A 23,606-nucleotide genomic window follows, 5' to 3' on the forward strand; every position below is an offset into this window, starting at 1 on the left:
AGGTTACTTTTACTTCCCTTCGCGGATCAGCGCAATCATTGCCGCCGCGCCCTCTTCCGGACTGGTCATGATTTTGCTTTGGCGGCCGGGAGTAACCTTTTGTTTCGCTCCTGCCATGGAAATTTGGCACAGAACAACAGCGTCACAGCCGTCGTCCAGCAGGCTTTCCGCCGCCGCCGCGATTTTTTCGTCATGCAGATGGTTGTTTCCGGACTTCAGCGCGTCCATGGCTTCCGTCACAATCCTGACTTTTGTCCGAATGCTCCGGTGCAGCCGGGCCGCCTGCTCCTGCAGCTGTTTTTCCGCGGTCGGGCCTGCCGCGGCGGTGGTTGCCACAATCCCGACGGTTTCGCCTGCTTTACAGGCTTTTTCCAGCATGGGGGCGTCAATCGCGATCAGCGGAATCTTTACGAACTGCCTCAACAGCGGAGCATAGGCGCAAAAAATGCTGCAGGCGATGAGAATTCCGTCCGCGTCTGACTCGGCAGCGGAAAAAACCAGATTGGCAAACGCGCGCAGGGTGGATTTTTCCACTTTTCCGTCCCGGTTGACCCTTGCCAGCATCTCTTCGTTTACATAATTCACAATCTGTATGGACGGGTCCATGGATTGGAATACGTCCGTCAGGGGCTGTACGGCGCTGACGGTTGCGTGAATCATTGCTATTTTCATTTTAACCTCCGTAAAAAGCAGCGGTACGGGCGGCGGAACCCGCCGTTCCGCTCTGAAAATAGGGGTTCTGTTCATTTTGGCAGAGGGGGAGTAACGGCTCCATCCTCTGCCAAAGCAATTTTTGTTAATTTTTCTATGGAATGCGTAACTCTCAGTTGGATTTCAGGAAGGTGCGGTCCTGCAGCCTTCTCAGCTCCCACAGAGTGGAATTTTCAGGCTCTTCCACCATCTCGTAGGTGATGGTCGTCCCCTTGGGAATGTCTACTTTGGCGCGGTTGCCCGTAATCAGGTGAGCGGAAGCGTAGTTGCCGGGCGCAATCGGCTTTGCCGGAACGATTCTGGCGGTCAGCTGACTGCTGTGGTCGTTGCCGAAAACTTCACCCGCTTTCATATCCTGCGCGGCGACTTTGACCAGGTCGTACCGGGGCAGATAATCATTGGAGGCGGTGTTCAGCCCGAAAAGCCCTGCGGCCAGCAGGGTAGTGGAGGTTTCCACACCGCAGAGGTGGTAGGGCCGGTAGATGACGGCCGCGCTGCCCTGATAGTTGGCGATCTGGCCTTTCGTGGTCAGGATATAGTTCGAGTATGCGTTGTCGCAGCGCACCACCAGGTAAACGCCGCCGCCCAGCCCGGACTCGTCCTTCCTGCGGAAGCAGGTGGTCAGGTCAATGGTGCCCTCGTTCTGAAAGACGCCGCCGTCCTTTTCCGTGCAGTAGGCCACCGGAATTTCGGTGATTCTTAAAGGAGCGTGAATCAGCGTGTCCGTCTCCGGGTTCAGACCGGTGTAGTTGGCTGCAATGGTCATTTCACAAAGGTCAAAGCAACCCGGACGGGGAAGCATTTTGAAGATTTCCTTGCGTTTTTCAATGTATTCCTCAACTTTTCCCTCGGGGATCATTTCCAGATATTTCTTATCTTCCGGGGCGATTTTTACGGATTTCTGATACGGCGGCTGAATGTGTTTATCCGTGTAAATGGTTACGGTTTCATTCTGTTCGTCATATACGAATTCCCCGTCGGTGGCTTTTCCCCCGTGAAGAACCGTAAGACCGATGGATTTGGCCCATTCCACCATCTGAATCAGCAAACCGTGCTGGTCGCCGTCCACCGGTGTGTAGACCACGCCTTTTTCATCCGCCAGCTTTCTGAGAATCGGGCCTACGCTGACGTCACAGTCCTTGGTAATCACGGCCACATGTTTTCCGTTCTGAATCGCTTCCAGTGTATATCTGGCGCTGACCTCCGGGACGCCCGTGCTCTCACAGACAATGTCGATTGCGGGGATTTTGGAAATGATTTCGCTTTTGTCGGTATAGACATAATTTCCTTTTTCAATTTCCTTCTGCGCTTCTTCCGCGGTTGAGCAGTAGACCAGACGATCCTCCTCCATTCCCGCTTTTTCATATGCCTTTTTGGCATTCTCCGCCGTAATGTCCGCAACGGCGGACACGGTCAGGTGAGGGGTGTATTTCTCCTGCGTTACAATCGCGGTTCCATACGCACCAACCCCGATTACCGCGGCGTGAACGCGGTCCTTTTTTCTGAATTTCTCATAAAGCTGATAGTAAATCAATTGTAATCCATCCTTTTCCTGTCTCTCTGTCTCTTGTTTGAAAGCGAACTATCTAAAAGATAATTTCCTAATGGACATTGCTGATAACGGGAAGGGAACCGGTGACCAGCCCCGTTATAATCAGGATAATAAAGATTCCGACCGCCCATTTGCCCGCTTCTTTCTGCCATTCGCCCATGTCCAGCTTCGTCATGCTGAGCAGCAGGTAAATGAATGCGGTAAGAGGACTGAGCATATGGAAGGCCTGTCCCAGCAGGGAAGCAAAACCGATTTGGAACGAGGTAAAGCCATACTGAACACCGGTTTGCGCCAAAACGGGAAGAACGCCGTAGAAAAATCCGTCGTTTGAAAGGAAGAATCCGCCCGGCGCGGAAATCAGCGTGGTAATCAGGCACCAGTAGCGGCCGAAGGACTGCGGGATAATATGTACCAGGCTGGAAGCCAGCGCGTCGGACATACCGGAATAAGAGAAAAGTCCCATAAATACGCCCGCGCCGACAATCATGATGACGGTTTGCAAAACATCAGCTGCACTGTCCTGAATTTTTTGCTTCTGTTCATTGACGGTGCGGTAATTAATCACCAGAGCCAGTACGGTTGCCACCAGGAATATAAAGACCGGCTCGAAAGTCCCCGAAATCAGGAAGAACATAGCGCCGATGGTCAGTACTGTGTTGGCAATAGTCTGTTTCGTGCTGATCTGCGCTTTTTGCTCCGTCGCGTTCTGCGCGATCAGCAGCTCAATGTCTTCGTCCGACAAATGCTGAATACCAAGGCGCTTCCGCTCTTTCAGGCCAAGGTAATAGGAAACCCCAAGGACATAAAGAATCGCAATGGCCATGCCGGGCACCAGCGCAAGCAATATTTCATTCGCGTTGATTCCTTCCAGTACGGAAATCACACGCGCGGTCGGGCCGCTCCACGGCAGCAGGTTCAGAATGGTGTTCATTAAAATCAGGATAACGCCCAGATTCATCATTTTGAGGTTCAGCTTTTTATAAATCGGAATCAGGGCCGTGCAGCAGATCAGCGTGGTGGTGGTGCCGTCGCCGCTCAAAGAAACAATCGCCGAAATGATTCCCGTGCCCACAAGCACTTTTACCGGGTCGCCTTTTGCCAGCCTAATGACCAGTTTGGTGATCGGGTCAAACAAGCCGACATCCAGCATCAGGGAGAAGAACAGGATTGCGAAAAACAGCATAAACGCGGTGGGGGAAACCTTGGTAAGCCCTTGAACAATCCAGTCGCCCAGCAGCTTGAACTGATCCCCAAAGGTTACGTCGCTCGCCGCCATTTTGTAAGCAGTTGCCGCGGCCTCTTTATAAAGGCCGAAAAACACTCCGATAATGGTAAAAAGAAGTGGAATGGACACAATCGCCGCGAACGGATGCATCTTCTTTTTCATTATCAGAACCATGAAAACAATAATCATCAACCATGCCAGAACGGTAATCATAGTTTTGCTCCCCTTTTTTAATGGCGGAATCGAACTACCCGCCATTTTTAATCTTTTGACAAATTAACTGCACATTTCCGGAAATTATTGTGTGAATTTATTATATCCGGTCTTGTCCGTGAAGTAAAATTGTAGTATATTATGAAATAACATTCCATTTTGGAATGCTCTGTCTGCCTGCAAGGTATCCGAAAGGAAGGAATCGCCATGAAAGAATCGGACTGGAAGATTATTGATGCCCTGTCCCGCACGCCCAATATTACACAGACGGCGGAAAATCTTTTTATGACGCAGCCCACGCTTTCCAAAAGGCTTCAGCATATTGAGGAAGAGCTGGGGGTGCAGATTGTGGTGCGGTTCCCGAAAGGCGTTGTGTTTACTCCGGAGGGGGAATATCTTGCCGCGGAGGCACGCAGGCTGACCGATCAGTTCGATACGATCCGGAAAAACCTGCTGCGCATCGGCGACGGGGAATCCGGCACCATTCAGCTTGGCATGACGAACGCGTTTGCCCGTTCGATTCTGCCGCAGTTTCTGAATCAGTACAAGCAGCTGCATCCCAATGTTTATATTGATATTTCCACAGATGTCAGCACCGTTGTGGTCAGCCTGCTGGAACAGTACCGGATTCATGTGGGTTTTATCCGCGGAGAATTGGGAAAGGATTTTGAAAGGCACCTGATTTCCGTTGACCAGGCCTGTCTGGCCAGCAAGTCGGAAGTGACGCTGGAGGACCTGCCCCATATTCCGCAGATTCATTATCTGGCGGACCCGTTTGCGCAGAAGCTTCTGGAGCAGTGGTGGTACGACCGTTTCACGGTGCCGCCGTTAGTCGGGATGCACGCAAACCATGGGGATACCTGCCGGGAAATGGTTTTGAACGGCCTTGGATATGGAATCTTCCTGTCCCCCGGCTTTATTGACCATGACGCCAACCTGTTTAAGATGCCGCTTTTTTACCGGGACGGCACCCCCTTTACCCGCAAATCCTGGATTATCTGGCGAAAGGACTCTTATGAACTGCCCGTGATTAAGAAATTTATCGATTTTATGCGGGAAAATATTCATGTTTAAAGGCCATGCGTTTCGCGTGGCCTTTTCTGATGCCTGCCTTTCCAAACGGATGGTTTCTTTGCAAAAACCCGGTCAAATACAAGAATTGACAAGCGCAGGAGCGAGCATACTAAACGAAACATAGAGAAAAAAGCTGACAAATACGGTGCCAATCAGCGGGACGGAAAAGTAAAAGATTCGGTGCCGGCGGGAGGAGGACATATGATAAAGATTACGCGGGGACTGAGCATCATGCTGGCGCTCGGCTTGTGCGGAGCTTTTGCGGTTTTCAGTTCCACCATTTCAAAATCACCGATTCTGCCGGTTTTTGCAAAGAGTCTGGGCGCAAACGGCGCTCAAATCGGCTGGATTGCCTCTGCGTCCACCCTGCCGGGAATTCTGGTGAGCTATCTTGCCGGAGATCTGGCCGACCGGTTCGGGTATCAAAAAATTCTGACCGGCTCGCTGATTGTTTTTGCGAGCGCGCCGTTTGCCTATTTTCTGGTGGTCAATCCGGTGGGGCTGGCGGGGGTGCGTTTTTACCACGGGTTTGCAACCGCCGCTTTCGACCCGGTGGCCATGGCCGCAATTGCGGCCTTCAGCCGGAACAACACCGGGCAGAATCTGTCCCTTTACACTTCCGCCACCCTGGTGGGGCGGGCGCTGGCGCCGACCGTGGGCGGTGCGGCGTATGAGTACGGAGGAATTCCGGCGGTGTATGGAATCGCGGGCGGCGCCGGGATTCTGGCGCTGGCCTGCGCGCTTTGGTTTTTCCATAAAAATAAAAACATACAACAAACCAAGAAAGAAATTCAACAGGAAAAAACCAAAATCGAAAAAACTGCGTTCCTGAAAAAGCTGTGGAACATGCTGCGCTACCGGCCGCTGCTTTTGGTGGGGATTTTGAATGCCTGCGCATATTTTGCTTACAGCGCGTTTGAAATGATCTTTCCCCTGTACGCCAGACAACTGGGAATGTCCACCGGACAGATCGGCTTCGTGCTGGGCGCCCAGCTGGTGGGGATGATCCTGCTCAAACCGGCGTTCGGCCGGGTGTCCGACCGTGTGGGCCGCCTGCCGCTGATGGCGGCGGGGCTTTTTGTCTGTGCGGGCAGTTTTTTTCTGCTGGCTGCCGTCAGCAAGGTTCTGATTGTGATTCCTCTCGTTGTGGTTTACGGTCTGGGCTTTGCCCTGATTACGTCCGGAACCAACGCGCTGGCGGCGGATGTGGCGCAGAAAGGGCAGCTTGGCGCGTCGCTGGGCGTAATGAGTACGCTGATGGACGTCGGTCAAACCCTTGGCCCTCCGGCAATCGGGGCGGTCAGCGACCGGTACAGCTATACAGCGGGAATCGGCACGCTGGGCGGCATTTTGCTGCTGGCGGCGGCGGGATGCGTTTTCGCGCTTCTCCGTCAGCGGAAAAATCCGGTTTAATTCGCGCGCATGTCCTGCCTGTCTTTTTGCTCTTCCCCTTTTTTCTTGACGGTCACGAAAAGTTACGGTATCATATCATAGAGAGATCGGTAATGGAGCCGAAAAGTTTACGCAGGAGGAAAATTCATGAGTATGTCAGGCTTTTGCAGAATGATGACGCTACACCCAAACGGATTTCTTCACTGAAATACCGGTATGAGAAAATAATCATTTTGTAAAGGATTTATGTGATGCAACAGCATTGGAAAAAGAATATTGTTCTGTTTTTGGCAAGCCAGACGGTTTCCCTGTTGGGCTCGTCTCTGGTTCAGTATGCCATTATGTGGTATATTACCCTGCAGACAAAGTCGGGCGTTATGATGATGATCTCCATTCTCTGCGGCTTTGTCCCCACTTTTTTGCTTTCCCCCTTTGCGGGTGTCTGGGCGGACCGCTACAACCGGAAAATCCTGATCGCCCTGTCGGACTCCTTCATTGCGCTGTCCACACTTGTCATGGCGGTTTTGTTTCTGATTGGGTACAAAGAGATGTGGCTTCTGTTTTTCATTTCGGCGGTGCGCGCGCTGGGTTCCGCGGTGCAGACGCCGAGCGTGGGTGCGTTTCTGCCGCAGCTGGTTCCGGTGGAGAAGCTGACGCGGGTCAACGGACTGAACTCCAGCATTCAGTCGGCCATCATGCTGCTTTCGCCCATTCTCAGCGGTGCGCTGATGTCGGCCGCGCCGATTGAAACCATCTTTTTTATTGATGTGGGAACCGCTGCGGTCGGCGTTTTCACCCTGCTGTTTTTTCTTCGCGTTCCTGTGCAGGAAGGCGGCGCGGCACCCGAAAGCTCCGGATATTTTGAAGGCCTGCGGCTGGGTTTTTCCTATATTGGCACGCATCCGTACTTAAAAAAGTTTTTCCTCTTTTTCGCCCTCTTTACTTTTCTGGCGGCGCCGGCAGCTTTTCTGACCCCGCTGCAGGTTACCCGCAGTTTTGGGAGCGAGGTCTGGTACCTTACCGCCATTGAAATTGCTTTTTCACTCGGAATGATGCTGGGCGGACTGCTGATGGCCTCTTGGGGCGGACTCAAAAACCGGGTACATACCATGGCGCTTTCCAGCTTTGTGACCGGCGTCGGGGTGCTTTTTCTGGGCGTCGTTGGGGATTTCAGGGTTTATCTGGTACTGATGGGTCTTGTCGGATTCGTCATGCCCGTGTTTGACACGCCGTCTACCGTCCTGCTTCAGGAAAAGGTGGAACCGGAGTACCTTGGACGCGTGTTCGGAGTGCTGACCATGATTACCAGCATGAGCATGCCTTTGGGAATGCTTTTGTTCGGGCCCATGTCGGACTGGATTAAAATTGAATGGATGCTGGTTGTCACCGGCGTGCTGATTTTCGCGGAGGGATTTTTCCTCATTTACAGCAAAACGCTGGTGGAGGCGGGCGCACAATCGGCCTGAACCGGCAACGGAACCCAATCAAACGAGCGCATATCCTGAAAAGGGTATGCGCTTTTTCGCGTTCGGAACCGAATGAAAATGAATGCTTTTACCAAAAAATTACAGCATCTATTTGACAGAATTGATGACTTTATGATATTATAGAAATCTAAGAAGCAATCTATAAAATTTATGAAGTTGTTTCTTGTCGGATTATGAGCGGAAAAGGAGGGCATTTATGATTGAATATAAAAATGTCAGCAAGTCTTACGGAAAACAAAAAGTTGTGAAAGATTTAAGCCTTAAAATACCCGACGGTGAGTTTGTCGTACTGATCGGCCCTTCCGGCTGCGGAAAGACGACAACGCTGAAAATGCTGAACCGCCTGATCGAGATGGATTCGGGCAGCATCAGCATCGACGGAAAAAATATTATGGAGATGAATCCCGAAAAGCTGCGCAGCCACATCGGCTATGTCATTCAGCAGATCGGCCTTTTCCCCAATATGACGGTGGAAGAGAACATCTGTGTGGTGCCGCGCCTGCTGAAATGGGACAAGGAAAAAAGTCGCCGGAGGGCAAAAGAGCTTTTAGAGCTGGTCAATATGCCGTATGAAACCTACGCGCATAAATACCCGAACGAAATGAGCGGCGGGCAGCAGCAGAGGATCGGCGTGCTTCGCGCACTGGCGGCGGAACCGCCCATTATCCTGATGGATGAGCCGTTCGGCGCGCTGGACCCGATTACAAGGGACTCCCTGCAGGATGAAGTTAAGTCCCTGCAGCAGCGGCTGGGCAAGACCGTCATCTTTGTTACCCACGACATGGACGAGGCTTTGAAAATGGCGGACACGGTCGTGTTTATGAGCGAGGGTCAGATTTTGCAGGCGGATACTCCGGAAGGAATTCTCCGCGCGCCGGCCAACGATACCGTGCGGGAGTTTATGGGCAAGCATGTACATAATTTTTCTCAGAATCAGCTGGCGTGTTCCGATCTGATGAAAACCAACGTGGCAAAGGTCACACAGGACAGAAAGACGCTGGAATGCGTCAATATGATGAGCCGCAGGGAAATTGACTCCCTTGTTGTGGTGGATCAGCAGGAGCGCTATTTGGGCGTACTGCTGATTGAAACCGTGAACGAGCGCGGGAAAGCGGGAGACTCTATCAAAGATCTGATTACCGTGGATTTCCCGACCGTTACGCCCGACACTCCGGCAAAGACTGCCTTTGACATCATCAGCGGCCAGCGGGCGGAATACGTTGTTGTGCTGACCGATGACAAAAAAGTGGCCGGCATCATCACCAAAACCAGCATGTCAAAGGCGTTGGCAAGCGTAGTTTGGGGGGATGGGCAATGAGTAATTTTTTCCGTCTTTACGGAGAGAAACTCCTGAATGCCATCGGCACCCATCTGTTCTACGTTCTGATTTCCGTTTCCATTGGATTTGTGATTGCGCTGTTTCTGGGTATTCTGCTTTCCAGAGTCCCCAAAATTTCCAAATATGTACTGCCGGTTCTTTCTGTGGTACAGACGATTCCCGGCATTGTCTTTATCGGTATTTTGTTTCTGTATCTCGGTATGGTGCCCGCCACCGTGCTGGCCGCGCTCTCCATTTACGCAATCTTCCCGGTGCTGAAAAACACCTATACAGGGCTGATCGGCGTTTCGGAGCAGTACAAGGAAGCGGCGAAGGGCTGCGGGATGTCTTCCCTGCAGTCGCTGCTGCGGGTGGAGTTGCCGCTGGCGCTGCCGGCGATTATCGGCGGACTGAGAATGTCCACCGTCTATATTGTCAGCTGGGCAGTGCTGGCCTCTATGATCGGTCTGGGCGGTCTGGGGGACTTTATCTATATCGGCGTCAGTACGAACAACAACACGCTGATTATCGCAGGGGCGGTTCCGGCCGCCATTCTGGCGGTGGGGCTGGGGCTCCTGATTGACTGTTTCCAGAAGAAGGCCGTCCCGAAGGGATTGAGGAGGGATGCCAAATGAATGGAACGATGATTTTGGAACATCTTTACATTGTTTTGCTGTCCGTGGCCTTTACCGTTGTCATCGGGCTGCCGCTCGGAGTGCTGGCATACATGAAAAAATCGGTGCGAGCGGCGGTTTTATGGACAGTGGATATTCTGCAGACCGTACCCGCGCTGGCCCTGCTCGGTATGATTATGGTTTTTCTGGGCGCGGGCAAGCCGACGGTGATGATCGGGCTGGTGCTGTATTCCCTGCTGCCGGTTGTGCACAACACCTATCTCGGCCTCAGCGATATTGAACCCGCCATTAAGGAAGCCGCCGACGGCATGGGGATGAGCCGAACTTACCGGCTGCTCCATGTGGAAATCCCCATTGCCTTTCCGGTGATCTTTACCGGCATCCGGATTGCCACCGTGACGTCCATCGGCGTAGCCGTCTTTGCCACTTTTGTGGGCGGCGGCGGATTGGGGTCCATTATCTACCGCGGCATCCATATTCAGAACATGCAGCTGATTCTGTCCGGCACCCTGTCGCTGATGGCAATGGCCGTGCTGTTTGACAGCGGGATGGCATACATCGAAAAGCGGCTGTACCGCCGTGGTACTGTAAAAAGCGATAAACATTAAAATATAAAAATAAAAGAAAAGAGGGAGAAACTTATGAAAAAAATCATCGCCGTTATGATGAGCCTGATTCTGGCACTGTCCGCCGCGGGCTGTGGTTCGGGGAAGAGCGGCGGGAACGAGATCGTCATTATGGACGGTCAGTTTTCCGAAATGAAGCTGATTCACCGGATGGTAAAGCTGCTGGTGGAACAGGACACCGACGCCAAGGTCGTTATTAAGGACGAGGTCTCCCCCGTCAACGGCTTCAACGAGCTGGTCAAGGGCAGCTGCGACCTGATGAACAGCTACGACGGCACGCTGCTTACCACCTATCTGAAGCTGGACACCAAAGATATCCCCGAAGGACAGACCCTCTATGATTTTGCCAATGAAACCGCGCTGAAAGAAAAGAAGGTTTCTCTTCTGGATAAGCTCGGCATCAACAATACCTATGCGATTGCCGTTCCGCAGAAGATTGCGGATCAGTACAAGCTGGAAACCATCAGCGACCTTGTGCCGGTGGCCGACAAGCTGGTTTTCGGCGCGGAGCATGAATTTTTCAGCGAAGAAGGCAGTATGAAGTTCAACCCGTTCGTCAAATTCTACGGGCTGAATTTTAAGGAAAGCAAGCCGGTCGACCTCGGGCTGAAGTACTCCGCGGTGGAAAACGGAAACATTGACGTGACCGAAGTTTACGCCACCGACGGCCTGAACAAAAAGGCGCAGCTGAAGGTGCTCAAGGACGACAAAAATTTCTTCCCGGAGTACAACGGCGCGCTGCTCGTTCGCTCCGACCTATTTGAGCGGTTCAAGGATACGGCGCCCAACCTCAAAGAAACGCTGAACAAGCTCGGCGGCATCTTTGACAACGAAACCATGGTCAACCTGACCTACGCGGTCGATGTAGAAGGAAAGAGCGTGGATGATGTCGCGAAACAGTTCCTGCAGGAAAAGGGACTGCTCAAATAATTTATACGAAAATTCACCATCTTAAAAAAGACCCGAACCGGCTTTTCAGCCCGTTCGGGTCTTTGCATGTCCTGTTTATTCGTCATCAGGGTAAAGAAAGCTCTTTACTCTGTCCTGACAGTTGTCCTCACCGCAGTAGTAGAGCACATCGTGTTTCTGCAGAATCGCGTACGGGCCGGGGGACATCATCAGCGTATTGTCCCGCTTAATGGCAATGATGGTCGCCGCCGTGTGGTGCCAGAAATTGAGCTCGGAGAGGGATTTGTTGAGCAGGGGCGTTTTGCCCGTAATTTCCACTTCAAACGGGATAAACGGATTGATGGACTGAAAACGCTCCGTCCGGTCTATAATGCTGGAGACGGATTTGAGCAGAAATTTCGTCTCTTTTTTCTGCCGCTCAATGCTGCTCAAAATATCCTTTTTCAGATCGTTCAGCGACTGAATATCGTTATACTGATGGACGAACTTCACGGCGTTATCGTAAGATTTAATGACTACGCCGCTGCCTTTGGTCACGTCCACAATTTCCAGATCGGACAGCACGCAGATGGCGCGCCGGGCGGTTTCGGAAGAAACTTTGTACTGGCTTGCAAGGTACGACCTTGCGTATATTTTTTCTCCTACACGGTAACGGTTATCTACAATCTTTGCTGCAATGTCCGCGGCAATCTTCTGGTAAACCGGTGCCGCTACCTTCATGATGTCTTCCATAAACCTCACCTTATCCTGTGAAAATACTGTTATATTATGCTCAAAAGCACTTCCGCAAAAAAACGGAGGTGCTTTTGAGGTGCTTTTTCTTTATTTCTATCATATCACAATTATGCGGCAACAACAACAGGAAAATCAGGTTGCGCTGAACCGGATTCCCGCCTGACGGCGGCCCTGTTCCAGCAGCCCGATGCAGCAGCGCATCCGGTCACAGGCCTGCTCGTAAGCGGCTGCGTCGCGCTCCGTAATGATGCGGGCAAGCGCTTTCTGCTGAAAGTACATGGATGACCTGCGCTGTGTGGAAAGAAGGGTTTCCCCGCCATCGCGCGTATAAAGCCGGATGGCGTCCAGAGAAGTGGGGCCTTCCAGTGTAACGGTGCCGTTTTCGCCCTGAATTTCACTCGGCGAGCGGCTGACGGAAATTTTTGAAGAGGTGAGTACGGCGTTAAAGCCGTCGTATTCCAGAATCTGGGTGCTGACTCCGTCCACTCCGCTGTCAAGCAGGCTGGCAAAGCACTTGCTGCTTTTCGGCGCGCCGAACAGGGCGACGCAGAGGTAAAGATTGTAGATGCCAAGGTCGGCGAGCGCGCCGCCGTCGTACTCCGGGCTGAAAACCGGCGGGTTCTTTCCTGCTTTGTACGCGTCGTATTTGGAGGAATATTTCATGTAGTTCAAATAGACATAGTGAACCGGGGCTATTTTTGCGACTGCTTCCTTCAAAACGGCAAGATCCGGATTGTAAATGGGACGGATTGCCTCCAGCAGATAAACGTGGTTTTTCTCCGCAATTTCAAACAATTCTTCCAGCTGCGCGGAAGTTGCCATCCCCGGCTTTTCCACGATCACATGCTTGCCGGCGGAAAGGCACAGCTTCGCCTGCGGAAAATGCAGGCTGTTCGGGGAGGCGATGTAGATCACGTCCAGCTCGGGGCAGTTCGCCAGATCTTCCAGTTTGGTAAATACATGGCGGATATGGTAGTGAGAGGCGTATTCCTCCCCGGTTTCCGCTTTGCGGGAATAAACTGCGTACGGCTCGTAGCATCCTGTTTCCACAGCGCCCTGCACAAACAGGCGGGAAATTTCCGAAGTGCCGATGATTCCTAATTTCATAGAACCGTTCCTTTCCAAAACATCCTGTATGGTTAATTAAGTACAGTGTAGCATGGAACCGGCGGCTTTTCAAGCCGGAGGCGCGCCCGGTAAACGGGGTAAAAAAACAGAGACAGGATTTCTCCTGTCTCTGAAAACGGAAAGGAAAGAAAAACTCAGGCAGCTTCGGTCTTTGCTTCGGCCGCAACTTTGTCTTTCAGCCAATTTTTGCCTTCCATGATGCGGGCGATAATCATTGCCACACCGGTGTCGCCGGTGGAGTTGATGGCGGTGGCGGGAGCGTCGGTAATGGTGCCGATCAGAACCATGATCGGAATGGAAACCTCGGGGAATCCAAAAGCGGAAATGATGAAGATTTCACCGACATATCCGCCAGCGGGAATCGCGCCCATCACGGTGGAGGCGATGACCGATACCAGAATGGCTGTGAACATGATGTGCGGATCAAGGAAGTTCACATGGAACACGGAGCACATAAACGCAATTTTCAGGATGGTAATCAGGCAGGCGCCGTCTTTGTGCAGGTTTGCGCCCATGGGAATGGTGATATTTGCAATATCATCGGAAATATGCATCTGCTTTGCGGCAATCAGCTCCGCGGGAATGGACGCGGCGCTGGAGCAGGTGCCCAGAGAGGTGAGCGTGGGGGAAATAATGGGCTTCCAGAAGCGCTTGATTCCGAGCACCCCGCCGCCGATAAAGGCAAACAGCGTGTTGGACAGCGCGTAGTAGGCCACGGCCGCAAACAGATAGATGACGATGGAACGGGACAGCGGGCCGGCAATTTCACTGCCGTACTGGCCGATCAGCGTTGCGAAGAAAGCGCCCAGTCCGATGGGAGCCAGCAGCATAACATAGCCGACCATCTTCATAATAACGGCGGACAGCGCGTCAAAGAACTGCACAACCGGCTTCCCTTTTTCGCCGACCGCGACCAAAGCCACGCCGGAGATCATGGAGAACACGATCAGGGCCATCAGGCTCTTGCGGGACCACAGAAGCGAAAAGTCGTTGACGGTAAACATGGACAGGAAGTTGTTGTTGCTGGTCAGGTCGTCGACTTTTTGGTTCATTGCGATCTGAGCGCCCTTGGCGGGGTCAAAAACGCCGCAGACGACTGCCATATAGATGCTCGCAATGATTTCGGTCAGAATAAAGATGAGCATCATAATGCCGAGAATCTTACCGAGCTTCTTCAGGTTTTCCATGTTGGCAATGGAAGAAACCAGGGAAACAAAGATCATCGGAACCACACAGCAGTACAGAAGGTTCAGGAACACATCCGCAATCGGAGAGAGCACGGCGGCGCCGGAACCCCAGTACGCCCCCAGAATGGAACCCGCAAGCATGCTGCCCAGAAGGATAAAGGGAAACTTGTTGTTTTTAAAAAAAGTTGCCATATGTTTTCCTCCTCATATTTTTTTGTGAACTTTCGTTTACAGGGCCTTTATGTTTTTAATGATGTTCTCAATTGCCGCTTTCACATATTTCGGCTCGGTCGCAAGGTTCAGACGGATGAAGCCTTTGCACTGGGAACCGAACCATTCGCCGTAATCCACCGCAAGACGGCACTTGTTCTGCGTAAAGTCTTTTACGCTGTCCGGGTCCAGATACGCACGCATGTCGAGCCACATCAAATAGGTTCCTTCCAGCGGGGTAATGACAATCTTGGGAGCGCCCTCTTTCAGGGTCTTGCAGACATATTCGTAGTTTTCACGCATGACGGACAGCGCGCCTTCCAGCCAGTCCTCGCCCTGAGTGTAGGCCGCCTGTGCCGCGGTCAGACCCATGATGTTGACTTCGGTCTGGTTGACGGTCTTTGCGTAATTGTCGTACTGGGCGCGGATTTCCGGGTTCTCAATAATAATGTGGGAATTCAGCAGTCCCGCCAGATTAAAGGTTTTGGACGGAGCGGTCACCGTAATCAGGTTGTCCGCGTATTTGCCGCCCTTTACGATTGCGGACGGAATCTGCTTCTTGTCGCCCAGAATGATGTCCTGATGGATTTCGTCGGAAACGACCAGCACGTTGTGGCGCTTGCAGATGCCCAGAACCGTGTCAAGCTCGTCTTCTGTCCAGACGCGGCCGGCCGGGTTGTGCGGGGAGCACTGGATGAACAGCTTGACGTCGTTGTCAACAATGTCTTTCTCGAATTTTTCGTAGTCAATGGTGTAGCGGCCGTCGGTATTTGTCAGCTCACAGGTTACCAATTTGCGGCCGTTGTCCTTTACCGCGTTGTGGAACGGGTAGTAGACGGGGGTCAGGATCATGACGGAATCGCCGGGTTTGGTAAACGCGTTTACAAACCAGTACAGGGCGACCACCACGCCGGTGGAAAAACGCATCCAGTCCTTCTGCGGACGGTAACCGTGGTGCTTCTCTTCCCAGTTGAAAAACGCTTCGTAGTATTCGTCGGGAACAAAGGAATAGCCGAATACGCCGTGGCGGGCCCGCTCGGTCATTGCCTCAATTACTGCGTCGCAGGTACGGAACTCCATATCCGCCACCCACATGGAAATCAGATCCGGATCGCCGAACCTCACCTGTAAAGCGTCCCATTTCAGGGAGCTGGTACCCATTCTGTCTACCGCGTATTTTGCGCAAAACTGTTCTGCATTCATTCCGATCACCTTTCTCTTCTTCATTTTTTAGGGTTTCGTTTATTGTTTAGCAGTTAAACTATTTGTTGCTTAGAATATAGCACTATGCCAGTAATATGTCAATTAAATAATATTAATATTTACATATTTGTGCATTATAACAGAATATGTCGCTAAAATTTGACAATATCACAAGGATTTAGTTTAGTGAGTAAACATGTAAATTTGCGGGCGGGATGGATATATTGTAATTTGTTCCGTTTTATGGCATAATAACAATATCACAGGAAACGGGGGCTCATACATGGCAATTCAGGACCAGCGCGAGGACTTGGACAGGCTTTACCGCGAGCTGAACGCGCGTGCGGATAAGCTGTATAAGTTTGTTTTATTATACAGTGATTATATACATACGCAAAGGGATTACGGCACCGGGCAGCAAATAGGCATGATCGATGTCCACACCCTTACCTATATAGAAGAGAATCCCGGCACCACCATTACCGAGCTGGCCAAGGATTGGAACAAAACCAAGGGAGCCATTTCCCAGACCGTGAAAAAGCTGGTGGAAAGCGGGCTGGTTACCCGCAAAATGAAGGAGAACAACTCTAAAACCGTTCTTCTGTACGCCACGGAGGAAGGCACGCGGCTTTCCATTGCGCACAAAATGTACGATCTGGTAGACATTGCCCAAACCACCGAAGAGCTGATGATGAAATGTACCCCGGAAGAAATCGACACCTTCTATAAGGTGATTGACGTCTATATCAGCCTGTTTAAGCAGGACGAAAAATAATTCTCTTCTTGAAACAAGCCCTGCCGGGTGCTATAATGCAGTTAAAAGGAACCGGCGGGAAAAGGCCGGGTGCGGGAGTGGTTGCATTGACGGTGATCGACAGGTATTTTACGGAGCTGGATTTAGCGGTGGAAAACGAAGAAATGCTCCTGCAACTTGCGGGGTTGTTTGCGGAAAGTGCTTCCCTGCGGCTGAAAGGGTACGACGAAATCCGTGGGCGTGAAAAAAATCAAAGAGTTTTTCCGTGTTTTTCTGGGCAAAAACAAAGAGATGAAACATGTCTGGCAGGTTTTCCCCGAGCAGGGCGGATACCTTGTTCCGTGGGCGGCGGCCTGTGTCGGCAAAACCGGCGGCATTTTTACGCTGGAGGGAACGGACCGTGCCGTTCTGGATGATGACGGGAAAATTCTGAGCCTGACGCTCGGGATCGGAAAAAATACATAAACGAAAAGCGGCGGGAAATTTCCCGCCGCTTTTTAATACGGTGCTCCGGTGTTAGAAACCCACCAGAAACCCGCCGCTTTCCGTGTAATAGCTTGTCAGTCCGCGCGTCTGCAGAATGGTGATTTTCGTAGTCAGGCAGACGTGGGAAATCAGCTCTTTCAGCCGCTGCGCCCCTTTGGGGTTGTTGCAGTGGCTGATGACCACAGGCTGGCCCGCCATGTTCTTCAGCTTGCTCATGGTTTCCACGATCTGCTGGATGGCGCGTTCCTCGCCGCGCGGCTTGTGCAGCACCTTGATTTCGCCTTCCGGCGTGTTGGAAGCCACCGCACGGATACCGAGAGAGGTGGCGAGAATCCCCGCTACGCGGGACATGCGCCCCGACTTAATCAGGTTGTCGTAGGAACCCAGCGCGAACAATAAAAACAGGCTACGGGAGTACGCTTCCGCCTGCTGGGCGATTTCGTCAAAATCCAGGCCGGACTGAATCAGCTCCAGAGTTTTTCTCAAAATAAGCACCAGCCCGCCCGCGGTGGAACGGGAATCAATGACATAAATCTTCTTCCAGGGAAATTCTTCTGTAACCATGTCTTTTGCAACCAGGGCGCTGTTATAGGTGCCGCTCAGCGCGCTGGTCATGGTGACCGCTATGGTACAGTCGCTTTTCCGGAATTCGTCTGCCCACTCTTCGGGAGAAGGGCACGCCGAAGAAGACGGGCCTTTGTAATTTTTCATCTGGGCCAGCATGACGTTAACGTTCAGAGAATCGTCGTCAACATATTCGGTGCTGCCCACCCTTAACTTCAGCGGTACGGTGGCAAAGTGCACGCCGCAATCCTGAAAAGAGTCTGACGGTAAATCGCAGGAGCTGTCTGAAACGATACTCCAGGTCATAAAAGCACTCCCATGTCTCAAAATAATAATGTAGTTTTTAAAACGATATATTTTAGTTTATAATATCATAATATATAGCGCATATTAATCCTATTTTAGAAGTAAAAAATAATTTCTCTGCGGCAAAACTACGCGGAGTTGCAAAATTTTTTCTGTAAGCTTATAATATTTGTCAAACCTACAAATATTATAACTGGAGTTGAGGTTATGTACGATGAAATTGCGGCGCAGGCGAAAACAGCTGTCTGCGAATTGCTGAAAACCGCGGGTCTTACCGCGGGGAATATACTGGTTGTGGGCTGTTCCTCCAGCGAGATCAGCGGGCACGATATCGGTTCGTCCTCCAGCGTGGAAATTGCCAACGCGGTGTTCCATGCCATTTATCCCGTTCTCAAGGAAAAAGGGATTTATCTGGCCGCGCAGTGCTGCGAGCATCTGAACCGAGCGATCATTCTTGAAAAAGAAGCGGCGCTCCGCGACCGTCTGGAAATTGTCAACGCGGTGCCCCGCCCGAAAGCGGGCGGTTCCTTTGCCACGGCCGCCTACACAAACTTTGAGCATCCGGTGGCGGTGGAGCAAATCACCGCACAGGCGGGGCTCGATATCGGCGGTACGCTGATCGGTATGCACCTTGCCAGAGTGGCGGTGCCGGTACGGCTTTCCGTCCGCAAAATCGGAGAAGCCAACGTGACCGCTGCGCGCACCAGACCGAAATTTGTCGGCGGCGAACGTGCGAACTACGACGAGACCCTCCGATAAAGGGAAAAATTCCTAAATTAAACCGTGCGCCTCCCGCAAACACTAAAGACATTGGGGATGATCCCGGTCTGACTGTGTTGAAAGGAGGCGCTTTTTTTGAGTCATACCTTTTATCAAAACAACCCGGAGTTAAGGGAATATTTTGAAAATCTGCCCATTGACGTCAAGAACAGAATTTTGGAGTCCGGTGTGGAAATTTCCACGCTGGGTGAACTGATGCAGGTCGCGGAGCATATTTTAAATACAAAAGGATAATGATGGAAATCCTGTAAAAACTATTGCCGGAGGTGAGTCCGATGAAAGGCAAGTACAATGGTTTATACGAGCTGATCGAAGAGGACAGCGAAGCCGGTGAATACTTTGACACCCTGCCGGAATATGTGCAGGAATCCATCAGCGCGCGGGAGGAGAACATCAATTCCTTCGCAAGCCTTCGCGACTACGCTGAGAATCTGATGCGCGACGATGAATGACAGCGGCGGGGCGAAAAAACGCCCCGCCCTTTTCCTTTTTGTTCCGTTTGACAACTGCGCTTTTCTATGCTACACTAGTAAAAATATATTTTTACACGCAGGGATGGAGAAAGTACCCCTTCGGAAAGCACACAGAGACGCTTCTGCGGCATGGCCGCGCTGAAAGGAAGCGGGTGGGAAGCTGGGCGAAAATGGCTCCTGAGCGGCGCACCGAGGCCGGCTTTCCGGTTTAGGCTGCGACGGGATTTCCCGTTACAGAAAGCGGGTATAGGCGGTGGTTTTCACTGTAATACCCTTAGAGGCCCGTTTCCGCAAGGAGCAGGCAAATTTGAAGTGGTAACACGGGATTTTAGGACCCCGTCTTCAAAAGGCAATTTTGCCTTTGAAGACGGGGCTTTTTATTTTCCGGTAGTTTGAAAGGAACAAAGCCATGAAAATCAGCGAAATACTGAACAGCGGGAAAGTCACGGTTTCCTGTGAACTGTTTCCTCCGAAAAAAGACGATGACATTGATCGGGTAAAAGAAGTTGTGCGCGGCATTTCCGCGCTCAAGCCGGATTTTATGAGCGTGACCTACGGTGCGGGCGGCGGCACTTCCAAAAACACGACCCGCATCGCTTCGGAAATTCAGAGCTGTGGTGTCACCGCACTGGCGCACCTTACCTGTGTTTCCTCCACCAAGGAGGAGGTCGGGCAGATACTATCCGGGTTAAAAGAACAGAATATTGAAAATATTTTGGCTCTGCGCGGGGATATCCCAAAGGATTCCGTGTTTCCGTCGGGCGGCCAATACCGCTACGCCAGCGAGCTGGTCAGGCAGATCAGGGAATACGGCGGGTTCTGCATCGGCGCGGCCTGCTACCCGGAGGGTCACGTTGAGTGTGCCCGCAGGGAGGACGACATCGGCTACCTGAAGGAAAAGGTGGACAGCGGCTGTGATTTTCTGACTACGCAGATGTTTTTTGACAACAATATCCTCTACCAGTTTTTGTACCGTATTCTGGCAAAAGGCATTCAGATTCCCGTGGTCGCGGGCATCATGCCGGTGACCAACAGCAGCCAGATCAAGCGGATCTGCGCGCTTTCCGGCACGGAGCTTCCGCCGCGCTTCAAGGCGATTGTGGATAAATTCGCCGACAAACCCGCCGCCATGAAGCAGGCGGGCATCGCCTACGCGACGGAGCAGATTATTGACCTGATTTCCAACGGCGTCAACGCCATTCATCTCTATACGATGAACAAGCCGGATATCGCGGCGAAAATTATGGATAATTTATCGGAGATTATCAGACCATGAAAGAAACGCAAGAGGTACTGCGCTACCTGGGTTACCGTGGAAAGCCCGCGGATGAACGCACGCTGCGGACAATAGAATCCTGTATGAACGAGCTGCGGGCCGCGGTCACTCCGCGCAGCCTCAGCCTGCTTTTGCCGGTGGAGTTCGACGGGGACACGGTTCTGCTCGGAACCCTGCGGGTGGAAAGCGGGGATTTGCGGCGGCATCTTTCGGGGTGCGGCGAAGCGAACTTGTTTGCTGCCACGCTCGGGACAAAAGCGGATTTTCTTTTGGAGCGCGCCTCCAAAATCGATATGAGCCGCGCCGTGATTCTGCAGGCCTGTGCCGCCGCGCTGACAGAGAGCGTCTGCGATGAAGCGGAACAAAAACTTTCCGCCGAAGCGGCAAAGCGCGGGCTGTTTCTGCGGCCGCGCTACAGCCCCGGCTACGGCGACTTTTCCATTCTGCATCAGCGTGACCTTCTGGGAATTTTACAGGCGCAGAAAAAAATCGGCCTTGCCATGACGCAGGACAGCATGCTGGTGCCGACAAAATCCGTTACTGCGGTGATCGGGCTGACCGCGGAGCAGACCACCTGCCATATTGCGAAGTGCATGGGCTGCGAATCTTTGAACTGTCCGTTCAGAAAGGACTGATACGATGGAAATACTGGAAGAACTGGGGAAACGCATGGTCTTTTTTGACGGCGGTATGGGCACCCTTTTACAGGAAAACGGCCTTGGCCCCGGCGAATTGCCGGAGCTGTGGAACCTGACTCGCCCGGAGCTGATTGAGGATATTCACCGCCGATACCGTGCCGCGGGCGCGGACATCCTGACGGCCAACACCTTCGGCGCCAACCCGATCAAACTGCACGGCCACTCCACGGAGGAAATTGTAACGGCGGCGGTGAACCTTGCCAGAAAGGCTGCCCCGAGCGCGCTGATTGCCATGGATATCGGCCCGACCGGAAAGCTTCTCAAGCCGCTCGGCGACCTCGATTTTGAGGACGCCGTATCCGCGTTTGCCCGGGCTGCCGCCGCCGGGGAAAAAGCGGGCGCCGATCTGATCCTGATTGAAACCATGAGCGACACCTACGAGTGCAAAGCCGCCGTGCTTGCGGCGAAAGAAAGCACCCGCCTGCCCGTTTTTGTCACCATGGTGGTGGATGAACAGGGTAAGCTGCTGACCGGCGGCGATATTCCCTCCGCGGTCGCGCTGCTGGAGGGTCTCGGCGTGGACGCCATCGGGCTGAACTGCGGGTTTGGGCCGGAACAGATGAAAAAGTTTTTGCCACAGATGATACAGGCGTGTTCCCTGCCTGTGATTGTAAACCCAAACGCGGGTCTGCCCCGCACGGAAGGGGATAAGACCGTATTTGACGTAGGTCCGGAGGAATTCGCCGCCGTGATGGAGGAAATCGCGAAGGAAGGCGCCTGGATTCTGGGCGGCTGCTGCGGCACGACCCCGGAGCATATTGCGGCGGTGGTGCGGCGGTGCAAAGACCTTTCTCCCCAGCCCATCGTTCCGAAAAACCGCACGGTGGTATCCTCGTTTGCCCGCGCGGTGGTGTTCGGCGAAAAGCCGGTGCTGATCGGCGAGCGGATCAATCCCACAGGCAAATCCCGGCTGAAGCAGGCGCTGCGCGACAATGACATGGATTATCTGTTAAGGGAAGCGATTACTCAGCAGGAAAACGGCGCCCATATCCTCGACGTAAACGTCGGTCTGCCGGAAATTGACGAACCCGCGCTTCTGCGCCGCGCGGTTATGGAAATTCAGGGGATTTCCGACCTTCCCCTTCAGCTCGACACCTCCGACCCGAAAGCGATGGAGGACGCCATGCGCATTTACAATGGGAAACCGCTGGTGAATTCGGTCAACGGAAAGGCCGAATCCATGGAGGCGATTTTCCCGCTCGTGAAAAAATACGGCGGCGCCGTCATCGCGCTGACGCTGGACGAAAACGGTATTCCGTCCACGGCGCAGGGCCGGTTTGAAATCGCGGAAAAAATTGTGAAAACGGCTCAGAAATACGGAATCGAAAAGAAAGACCTTGTTTTCGATACCCTTGCCATGACCATCAGCGCCGGACAGGAAAACGCCGCCGTTACGCTGGAAGCCCTGCGGCTGATTCGTGACCGGCTGGGAGCCCACACCTCGCTCGGCGTTTCCAATATTTCGTTCGGTCTGCCCCAGCGGGAGCACATCAACGCCGCGTTTTTCACGATGGCGCTGCAAAACGGGCTGGGCGCTGCGATTGTCAACCCCAACTCCGCCGCGATGATGGACGCGTACCATGCGTACTGCGCGCTCAGCGGAAGCGACGGGCAGTGTGCGGAGTATATTGCCCGGTATTCCGCGCAGAAAACGGAAGCCGCACCGCCGCCCGCCGCGGGGGAAATCACTCTGCTGGACGCGGTTGTACGCGGATTAAAGGAAAGCGCGCACGCGGCGGCGCTCAAGCTGGTGGAAACACAGGAGCCGCTCGACATCATCAATACCCAGATGATCCCCGCGCTCGACCGTGTGGGAAAAGATTTCGAGCAGGGAGTGTTGTTTCTCCCCCAACTCCTGATGAGCGCGGAAGCGGCAAAATCTGCGTTTGAAGTCATTCGCGGGAAAATGACCGTCAACGGCGAACAGACGAAGAAGGAAAAAATCATCCTTGCGACCGTCAAGGGCGATATCCACGATATCGGCAAGAATATCGTCAAGGTGCTGCTTGAAAATTACAGCTACGATGTGATTGACCTTGGCAAGGACGTACCGCCCGAAACGGTGGTGGACGCGGCGGAAAGCGGAAACGTCAAACTGGTCGGGCTCAGCGCGCTGATGACGACGACTGTCGCCAATATGGCGGAAACCATCCGCCGGCTGCACGAAAGAGTGCCGGACTGCCGGGTGATGGTCGGCGGCGCGGTGCTTACGCCCGAATACGCGAAGCAGATTCATGCGGACGCTTATTCCAGGGACGCCATGGGCTCGGTGCATTACGCGCAGAAGCTGTTCAGCGGAGAATGATTATACAAATAGTATAAAAGCTGCCGGGGGAAAATTCCTTCGGCAGCTTTTTGTATCTCAGTCAGAATTGATAGACTTCCCCAGTCAGGCGTCACTGTTGGAGAACCCTACCGGTTTCTAATCGTCAGATCTGCCCTCAGGCCGGGCAGGCCCCTACTTTCGATCTTGTACGAAAGTAGGCAAAGGACGCGCAGGGGGATTTTGGACCTACCGGTCCGGGATGCGCCTACGGCGGACTCGACTGCAAACAAAATGATGAGTCGATCGCTAATCCCGTCGCTCTAAACAGCGCCGGGATTTCAAAATTCCCCTGCACCCCCGGTATCCCCAAAGCACCTTATGCGATACGATACTGTTGC

Annotated in this window: 23 protein-coding genes; 15 read left to right on the forward strand and 8 right to left on the reverse strand. The window is 52.8% G+C overall.

Features of this window, described 5'->3' with window-relative positions; genetic code table 11:
- Positions 1-9: 9 nt before the first annotated feature.
- The 3 genes from J5W02_RS09125 to J5W02_RS09135 all read right to left on the reverse strand — a co-directional run bounded on the left by J5W02_RS09125 (position 10) and on the right by J5W02_RS09135 (position 3,701).
- Complete coding sequence (locus tag J5W02_RS09125) at positions 10-672, reverse strand: aspartate/glutamate racemase family protein (RefSeq protein WP_219965383.1); 663 nt, start codon at positions 670-672, stop codon at positions 10-12.
- A 151-nt stretch (positions 673-823) separates the two neighbouring features.
- Positions 824-2,245, reverse strand: coding sequence for an NAD(P)H-dependent oxidoreductase (locus tag J5W02_RS09130; RefSeq protein WP_219965384.1), 1,422 nt, complete (start codon positions 2,243-2,245; stop codon positions 824-826).
- 67 nt (positions 2,246-2,312) lie between these two features.
- A complete protein-coding gene (locus J5W02_RS09135; RefSeq protein WP_219965385.1) occupies positions 2,313-3,701 on the reverse strand; it encodes a CitMHS family transporter in 1,389 nt (462 codons plus the stop codon).
- Positions 3,702-3,908: 207 nt separating this feature from the next.
- Between J5W02_RS09135 and J5W02_RS09140 the strand changes: the two genes are divergently transcribed.
- From J5W02_RS09140 to J5W02_RS14755, 7 genes are all read left to right on the forward strand, one after another.
- A complete protein-coding gene (locus J5W02_RS09140; protein ID WP_219965386.1) occupies positions 3,909-4,775 on the forward strand; it encodes a LysR family transcriptional regulator in 867 nt (288 codons plus the stop codon).
- A gap of 201 nt (positions 4,776-4,976) precedes the next feature.
- A complete protein-coding gene (locus J5W02_RS09145) occupies positions 4,977-6,188 on the forward strand; it encodes an MFS transporter (protein ID WP_219965387.1) in 1,212 nt (403 codons plus the stop codon).
- Positions 6,189-6,418: 230 nt separating this feature from the next.
- Positions 6,419-7,633, forward strand: a complete 1,215-nt coding sequence (locus tag J5W02_RS09150; protein ID WP_219965388.1) for an MFS transporter — start codon at positions 6,419-6,421, stop codon at positions 7,631-7,633.
- A 217-nt stretch (positions 7,634-7,850) separates the two neighbouring features.
- Entirely contained in the window at positions 7,851-8,972 is a 1,122-nt protein-coding gene (locus J5W02_RS09155; protein ID WP_219965389.1) for an ABC transporter ATP-binding protein, read from the forward strand.
- Positions 8,969-9,607 (forward strand): ABC transporter permease, encoded by a 639-nt coding sequence (locus J5W02_RS09160; RefSeq protein WP_219965390.1) that lies wholly within the window; start codon positions 8,969-8,971, stop codon positions 9,605-9,607. Before J5W02_RS09155 ends, J5W02_RS09160 begins: the two co-directional genes overlap by 4 nt.
- On the forward strand, positions 9,604-10,215 hold the full coding sequence (locus J5W02_RS14750) for an ABC transporter permease (protein ID WP_255575664.1): 612 nt from the start codon (positions 9,604-9,606) through the stop codon (positions 10,213-10,215). The genes J5W02_RS09160 and J5W02_RS14750 overlap by 4 nt, the downstream gene beginning before the upstream one ends.
- Before the next feature lie 33 nt (positions 10,216-10,248).
- On the forward strand, positions 10,249-11,163 hold the full coding sequence (locus J5W02_RS14755) for a glycine betaine ABC transporter substrate-binding protein (protein ID WP_255575665.1): 915 nt from the start codon (positions 10,249-10,251) through the stop codon (positions 11,161-11,163).
- A 75-nt stretch (positions 11,164-11,238) separates the two neighbouring features.
- On the opposite strand, the gene J5W02_RS09170 is transcribed toward J5W02_RS14755, so the two are convergent.
- The 4 genes from J5W02_RS09170 to J5W02_RS09185 form a co-directional block, all read right to left on the reverse strand.
- Positions 11,239-11,874 carry a TrkA C-terminal domain-containing protein gene (locus J5W02_RS09170; RefSeq protein ID WP_219965391.1) on the reverse strand — a complete coding sequence of 212 codons (636 nt, stop codon included), beginning with the start codon at positions 11,872-11,874 and terminating at the stop codon, positions 11,239-11,241.
- Positions 11,875-12,009: 135 nt separating this feature from the next.
- On the reverse strand, positions 12,010-12,984 hold the full coding sequence (locus J5W02_RS09175) for a Gfo/Idh/MocA family protein (protein WP_219965392.1): 975 nt from the start codon (positions 12,982-12,984) through the stop codon (positions 12,010-12,012).
- Between the two features lie 155 nt (positions 12,985-13,139).
- Positions 13,140-14,384, reverse strand: a complete 1,245-nt coding sequence (locus tag J5W02_RS09180; protein ID WP_219965393.1) for a dicarboxylate/amino acid:cation symporter — start codon at positions 14,382-14,384, stop codon at positions 13,140-13,142.
- A 36-nt stretch (positions 14,385-14,420) separates the two neighbouring features.
- Positions 14,421-15,629, reverse strand: coding sequence for a MalY/PatB family protein (locus J5W02_RS09185; RefSeq protein WP_407928367.1), 1,209 nt, complete (start codon positions 15,627-15,629; stop codon positions 14,421-14,423).
- Between the two features lie 259 nt (positions 15,630-15,888).
- On the opposite strand from J5W02_RS09185, the gene J5W02_RS09190 reads away from it, so the two are divergent.
- Positions 15,889-16,380: a MarR family winged helix-turn-helix transcriptional regulator gene (locus J5W02_RS09190; RefSeq protein ID WP_219965394.1), complete on the forward strand. Its 492-nt coding sequence runs from the start codon at positions 15,889-15,891 to the stop codon at positions 16,378-16,380.
- Between the two features lie 219 nt (positions 16,381-16,599).
- Positions 16,600-16,824, forward strand: coding sequence for a hypothetical protein (locus J5W02_RS09195; RefSeq protein WP_219965395.1), 225 nt, complete (start codon positions 16,600-16,602; stop codon positions 16,822-16,824).
- 51 nt (positions 16,825-16,875) lie between these two features.
- Here J5W02_RS09195 and J5W02_RS09200 read toward each other — a convergent pair whose 3' ends face one another.
- Positions 16,876-17,715 carry a DegV family protein gene (locus tag J5W02_RS09200; protein WP_219965396.1) on the reverse strand — a complete coding sequence of 280 codons (840 nt, stop codon included), beginning with the start codon at positions 17,713-17,715 and terminating at the stop codon, positions 16,876-16,878.
- A 207-nt stretch (positions 17,716-17,922) separates the two neighbouring features.
- On the opposite strand from J5W02_RS09200, the gene J5W02_RS09205 reads away from it, so the two are divergent.
- From J5W02_RS09205 to J5W02_RS09230, 6 genes are all read left to right on the forward strand, one after another.
- Positions 17,923-18,474 carry a TIGR01440 family protein gene (locus J5W02_RS09205; RefSeq protein WP_219965397.1) on the forward strand — a complete coding sequence of 184 codons (552 nt, stop codon included), beginning with the start codon at positions 17,923-17,925 and terminating at the stop codon, positions 18,472-18,474.
- Positions 18,475-18,570: 96 nt separating this feature from the next.
- Positions 18,571-18,729: a hypothetical protein gene (locus tag J5W02_RS09210; RefSeq protein ID WP_219965398.1), complete on the forward strand. Its 159-nt coding sequence runs from the start codon at positions 18,571-18,573 to the stop codon at positions 18,727-18,729.
- Between the two features lie 41 nt (positions 18,730-18,770).
- Positions 18,771-18,947: a hypothetical protein gene (locus tag J5W02_RS09215; RefSeq protein ID WP_219965399.1), complete on the forward strand. Its 177-nt coding sequence runs from the start codon at positions 18,771-18,773 to the stop codon at positions 18,945-18,947.
- 430 nt (positions 18,948-19,377) lie between these two features.
- On the forward strand, positions 19,378-20,244 hold the full coding sequence (metF, locus tag J5W02_RS09220) for a methylenetetrahydrofolate reductase [NAD(P)H] (protein WP_219965400.1): 867 nt from the start codon (positions 19,378-19,380) through the stop codon (positions 20,242-20,244).
- Complete coding sequence (locus tag J5W02_RS09225; protein ID WP_219965401.1) at positions 20,241-20,879, forward strand: vitamin B12 dependent-methionine synthase activation domain-containing protein; 639 nt, start codon at positions 20,241-20,243, stop codon at positions 20,877-20,879. The genes metF and J5W02_RS09225 overlap by 4 nt, the downstream gene beginning before the upstream one ends.
- Before the next feature lie 4 nt (positions 20,880-20,883).
- A complete protein-coding gene (locus tag J5W02_RS09230; protein ID WP_219965402.1) occupies positions 20,884-23,247 on the forward strand; it encodes a homocysteine S-methyltransferase family protein in 2,364 nt (787 codons plus the stop codon).
- The last annotated feature ends 359 nt before the right edge of the window (positions 23,248-23,606 follow it).

The organism is Caproiciproducens faecalis (assembly GCF_019448085.1).
In the GTDB taxonomy this organism is placed as follows: Bacteria; Bacillota; Clostridia; order Oscillospirales; family Acutalibacteraceae; genus Caproiciproducens; species Caproiciproducens faecalis.

Bases quoted from the DNA above. Each gene is read 5' to 3' on its own strand.
- J5W02_RS09125 (WP_219965383.1), bottom strand. From the start codon at position 672: ATGAAAATAGCAATGATTCACGCAACCGTCAGCGCCGTACAGCCCCTG.
- J5W02_RS09135 (WP_219965385.1), bottom strand. From the start codon at position 3,701: ATGATTACCGTTCTGGCATGGTTGATGATTATTGTTTTCATGGTTCTG.
- J5W02_RS09140 (WP_219965386.1), top strand. From the start codon at position 3,909: ATGAAAGAATCGGACTGGAAGATTATTGATGCCCTGTCCCGCACGCCC.
- J5W02_RS09145 (WP_219965387.1), top strand. From the start codon at position 4,977: ATGATAAAGATTACGCGGGGACTGAGCATCATGCTGGCGCTCGGCTTG.
- J5W02_RS09150 (WP_219965388.1), top strand. From the start codon at position 6,419: ATGCAACAGCATTGGAAAAAGAATATTGTTCTGTTTTTGGCAAGCCAG.
- J5W02_RS09155 (WP_219965389.1), top strand. From the start codon at position 7,851: ATGATTGAATATAAAAATGTCAGCAAGTCTTACGGAAAACAAAAAGTT.
- J5W02_RS09160 (WP_219965390.1), top strand. From the start codon at position 8,969: ATGAGTAATTTTTTCCGTCTTTACGGAGAGAAACTCCTGAATGCCATC.
- J5W02_RS14750 (WP_255575664.1), top strand. From the start codon at position 9,604: ATGAATGGAACGATGATTTTGGAACATCTTTACATTGTTTTGCTGTCC.
- J5W02_RS14755 (WP_255575665.1), top strand. From the start codon at position 10,249: ATGAAAAAAATCATCGCCGTTATGATGAGCCTGATTCTGGCACTGTCC.
- J5W02_RS09170 (WP_219965391.1), bottom strand. From the start codon at position 11,874: ATGGAAGACATCATGAAGGTAGCGGCACCGGTTTACCAGAAGATTGCC.
- J5W02_RS09175 (WP_219965392.1), bottom strand. From the start codon at position 12,984: ATGAAATTAGGAATCATCGGCACTTCGGAAATTTCCCGCCTGTTTGTG.
- J5W02_RS09180 (WP_219965393.1), bottom strand. From the start codon at position 14,384: ATGGCAACTTTTTTTAAAAACAACAAGTTTCCCTTTATCCTTCTGGGC.
- J5W02_RS09185 (WP_407928367.1), bottom strand. From the start codon at position 15,629: ATGAAGAAGAGAAAGGTGATCGGAATGAATGCAGAACAGTTTTGCGCA.
- J5W02_RS09190 (WP_219965394.1), top strand. From the start codon at position 15,889: ATGGCAATTCAGGACCAGCGCGAGGACTTGGACAGGCTTTACCGCGAG.
- J5W02_RS09200 (WP_219965396.1), bottom strand. From the start codon at position 17,715: ATGACCTGGAGTATCGTTTCAGACAGCTCCTGCGATTTACCGTCAGAC.
- J5W02_RS09205 (WP_219965397.1), top strand. From the start codon at position 17,923: ATGTACGATGAAATTGCGGCGCAGGCGAAAACAGCTGTCTGCGAATTG.
- J5W02_RS09215 (WP_219965399.1), top strand. From the start codon at position 18,771: ATGAAAGGCAAGTACAATGGTTTATACGAGCTGATCGAAGAGGACAGC.
- metF (WP_219965400.1), top strand. From the start codon at position 19,378: ATGAAAATCAGCGAAATACTGAACAGCGGGAAAGTCACGGTTTCCTGT.
- J5W02_RS09225 (WP_219965401.1), top strand. From the start codon at position 20,241: ATGAAAGAAACGCAAGAGGTACTGCGCTACCTGGGTTACCGTGGAAAG.
- J5W02_RS09230 (WP_219965402.1), top strand. From the start codon at position 20,884: ATGGAAATACTGGAAGAACTGGGGAAACGCATGGTCTTTTTTGACGGC.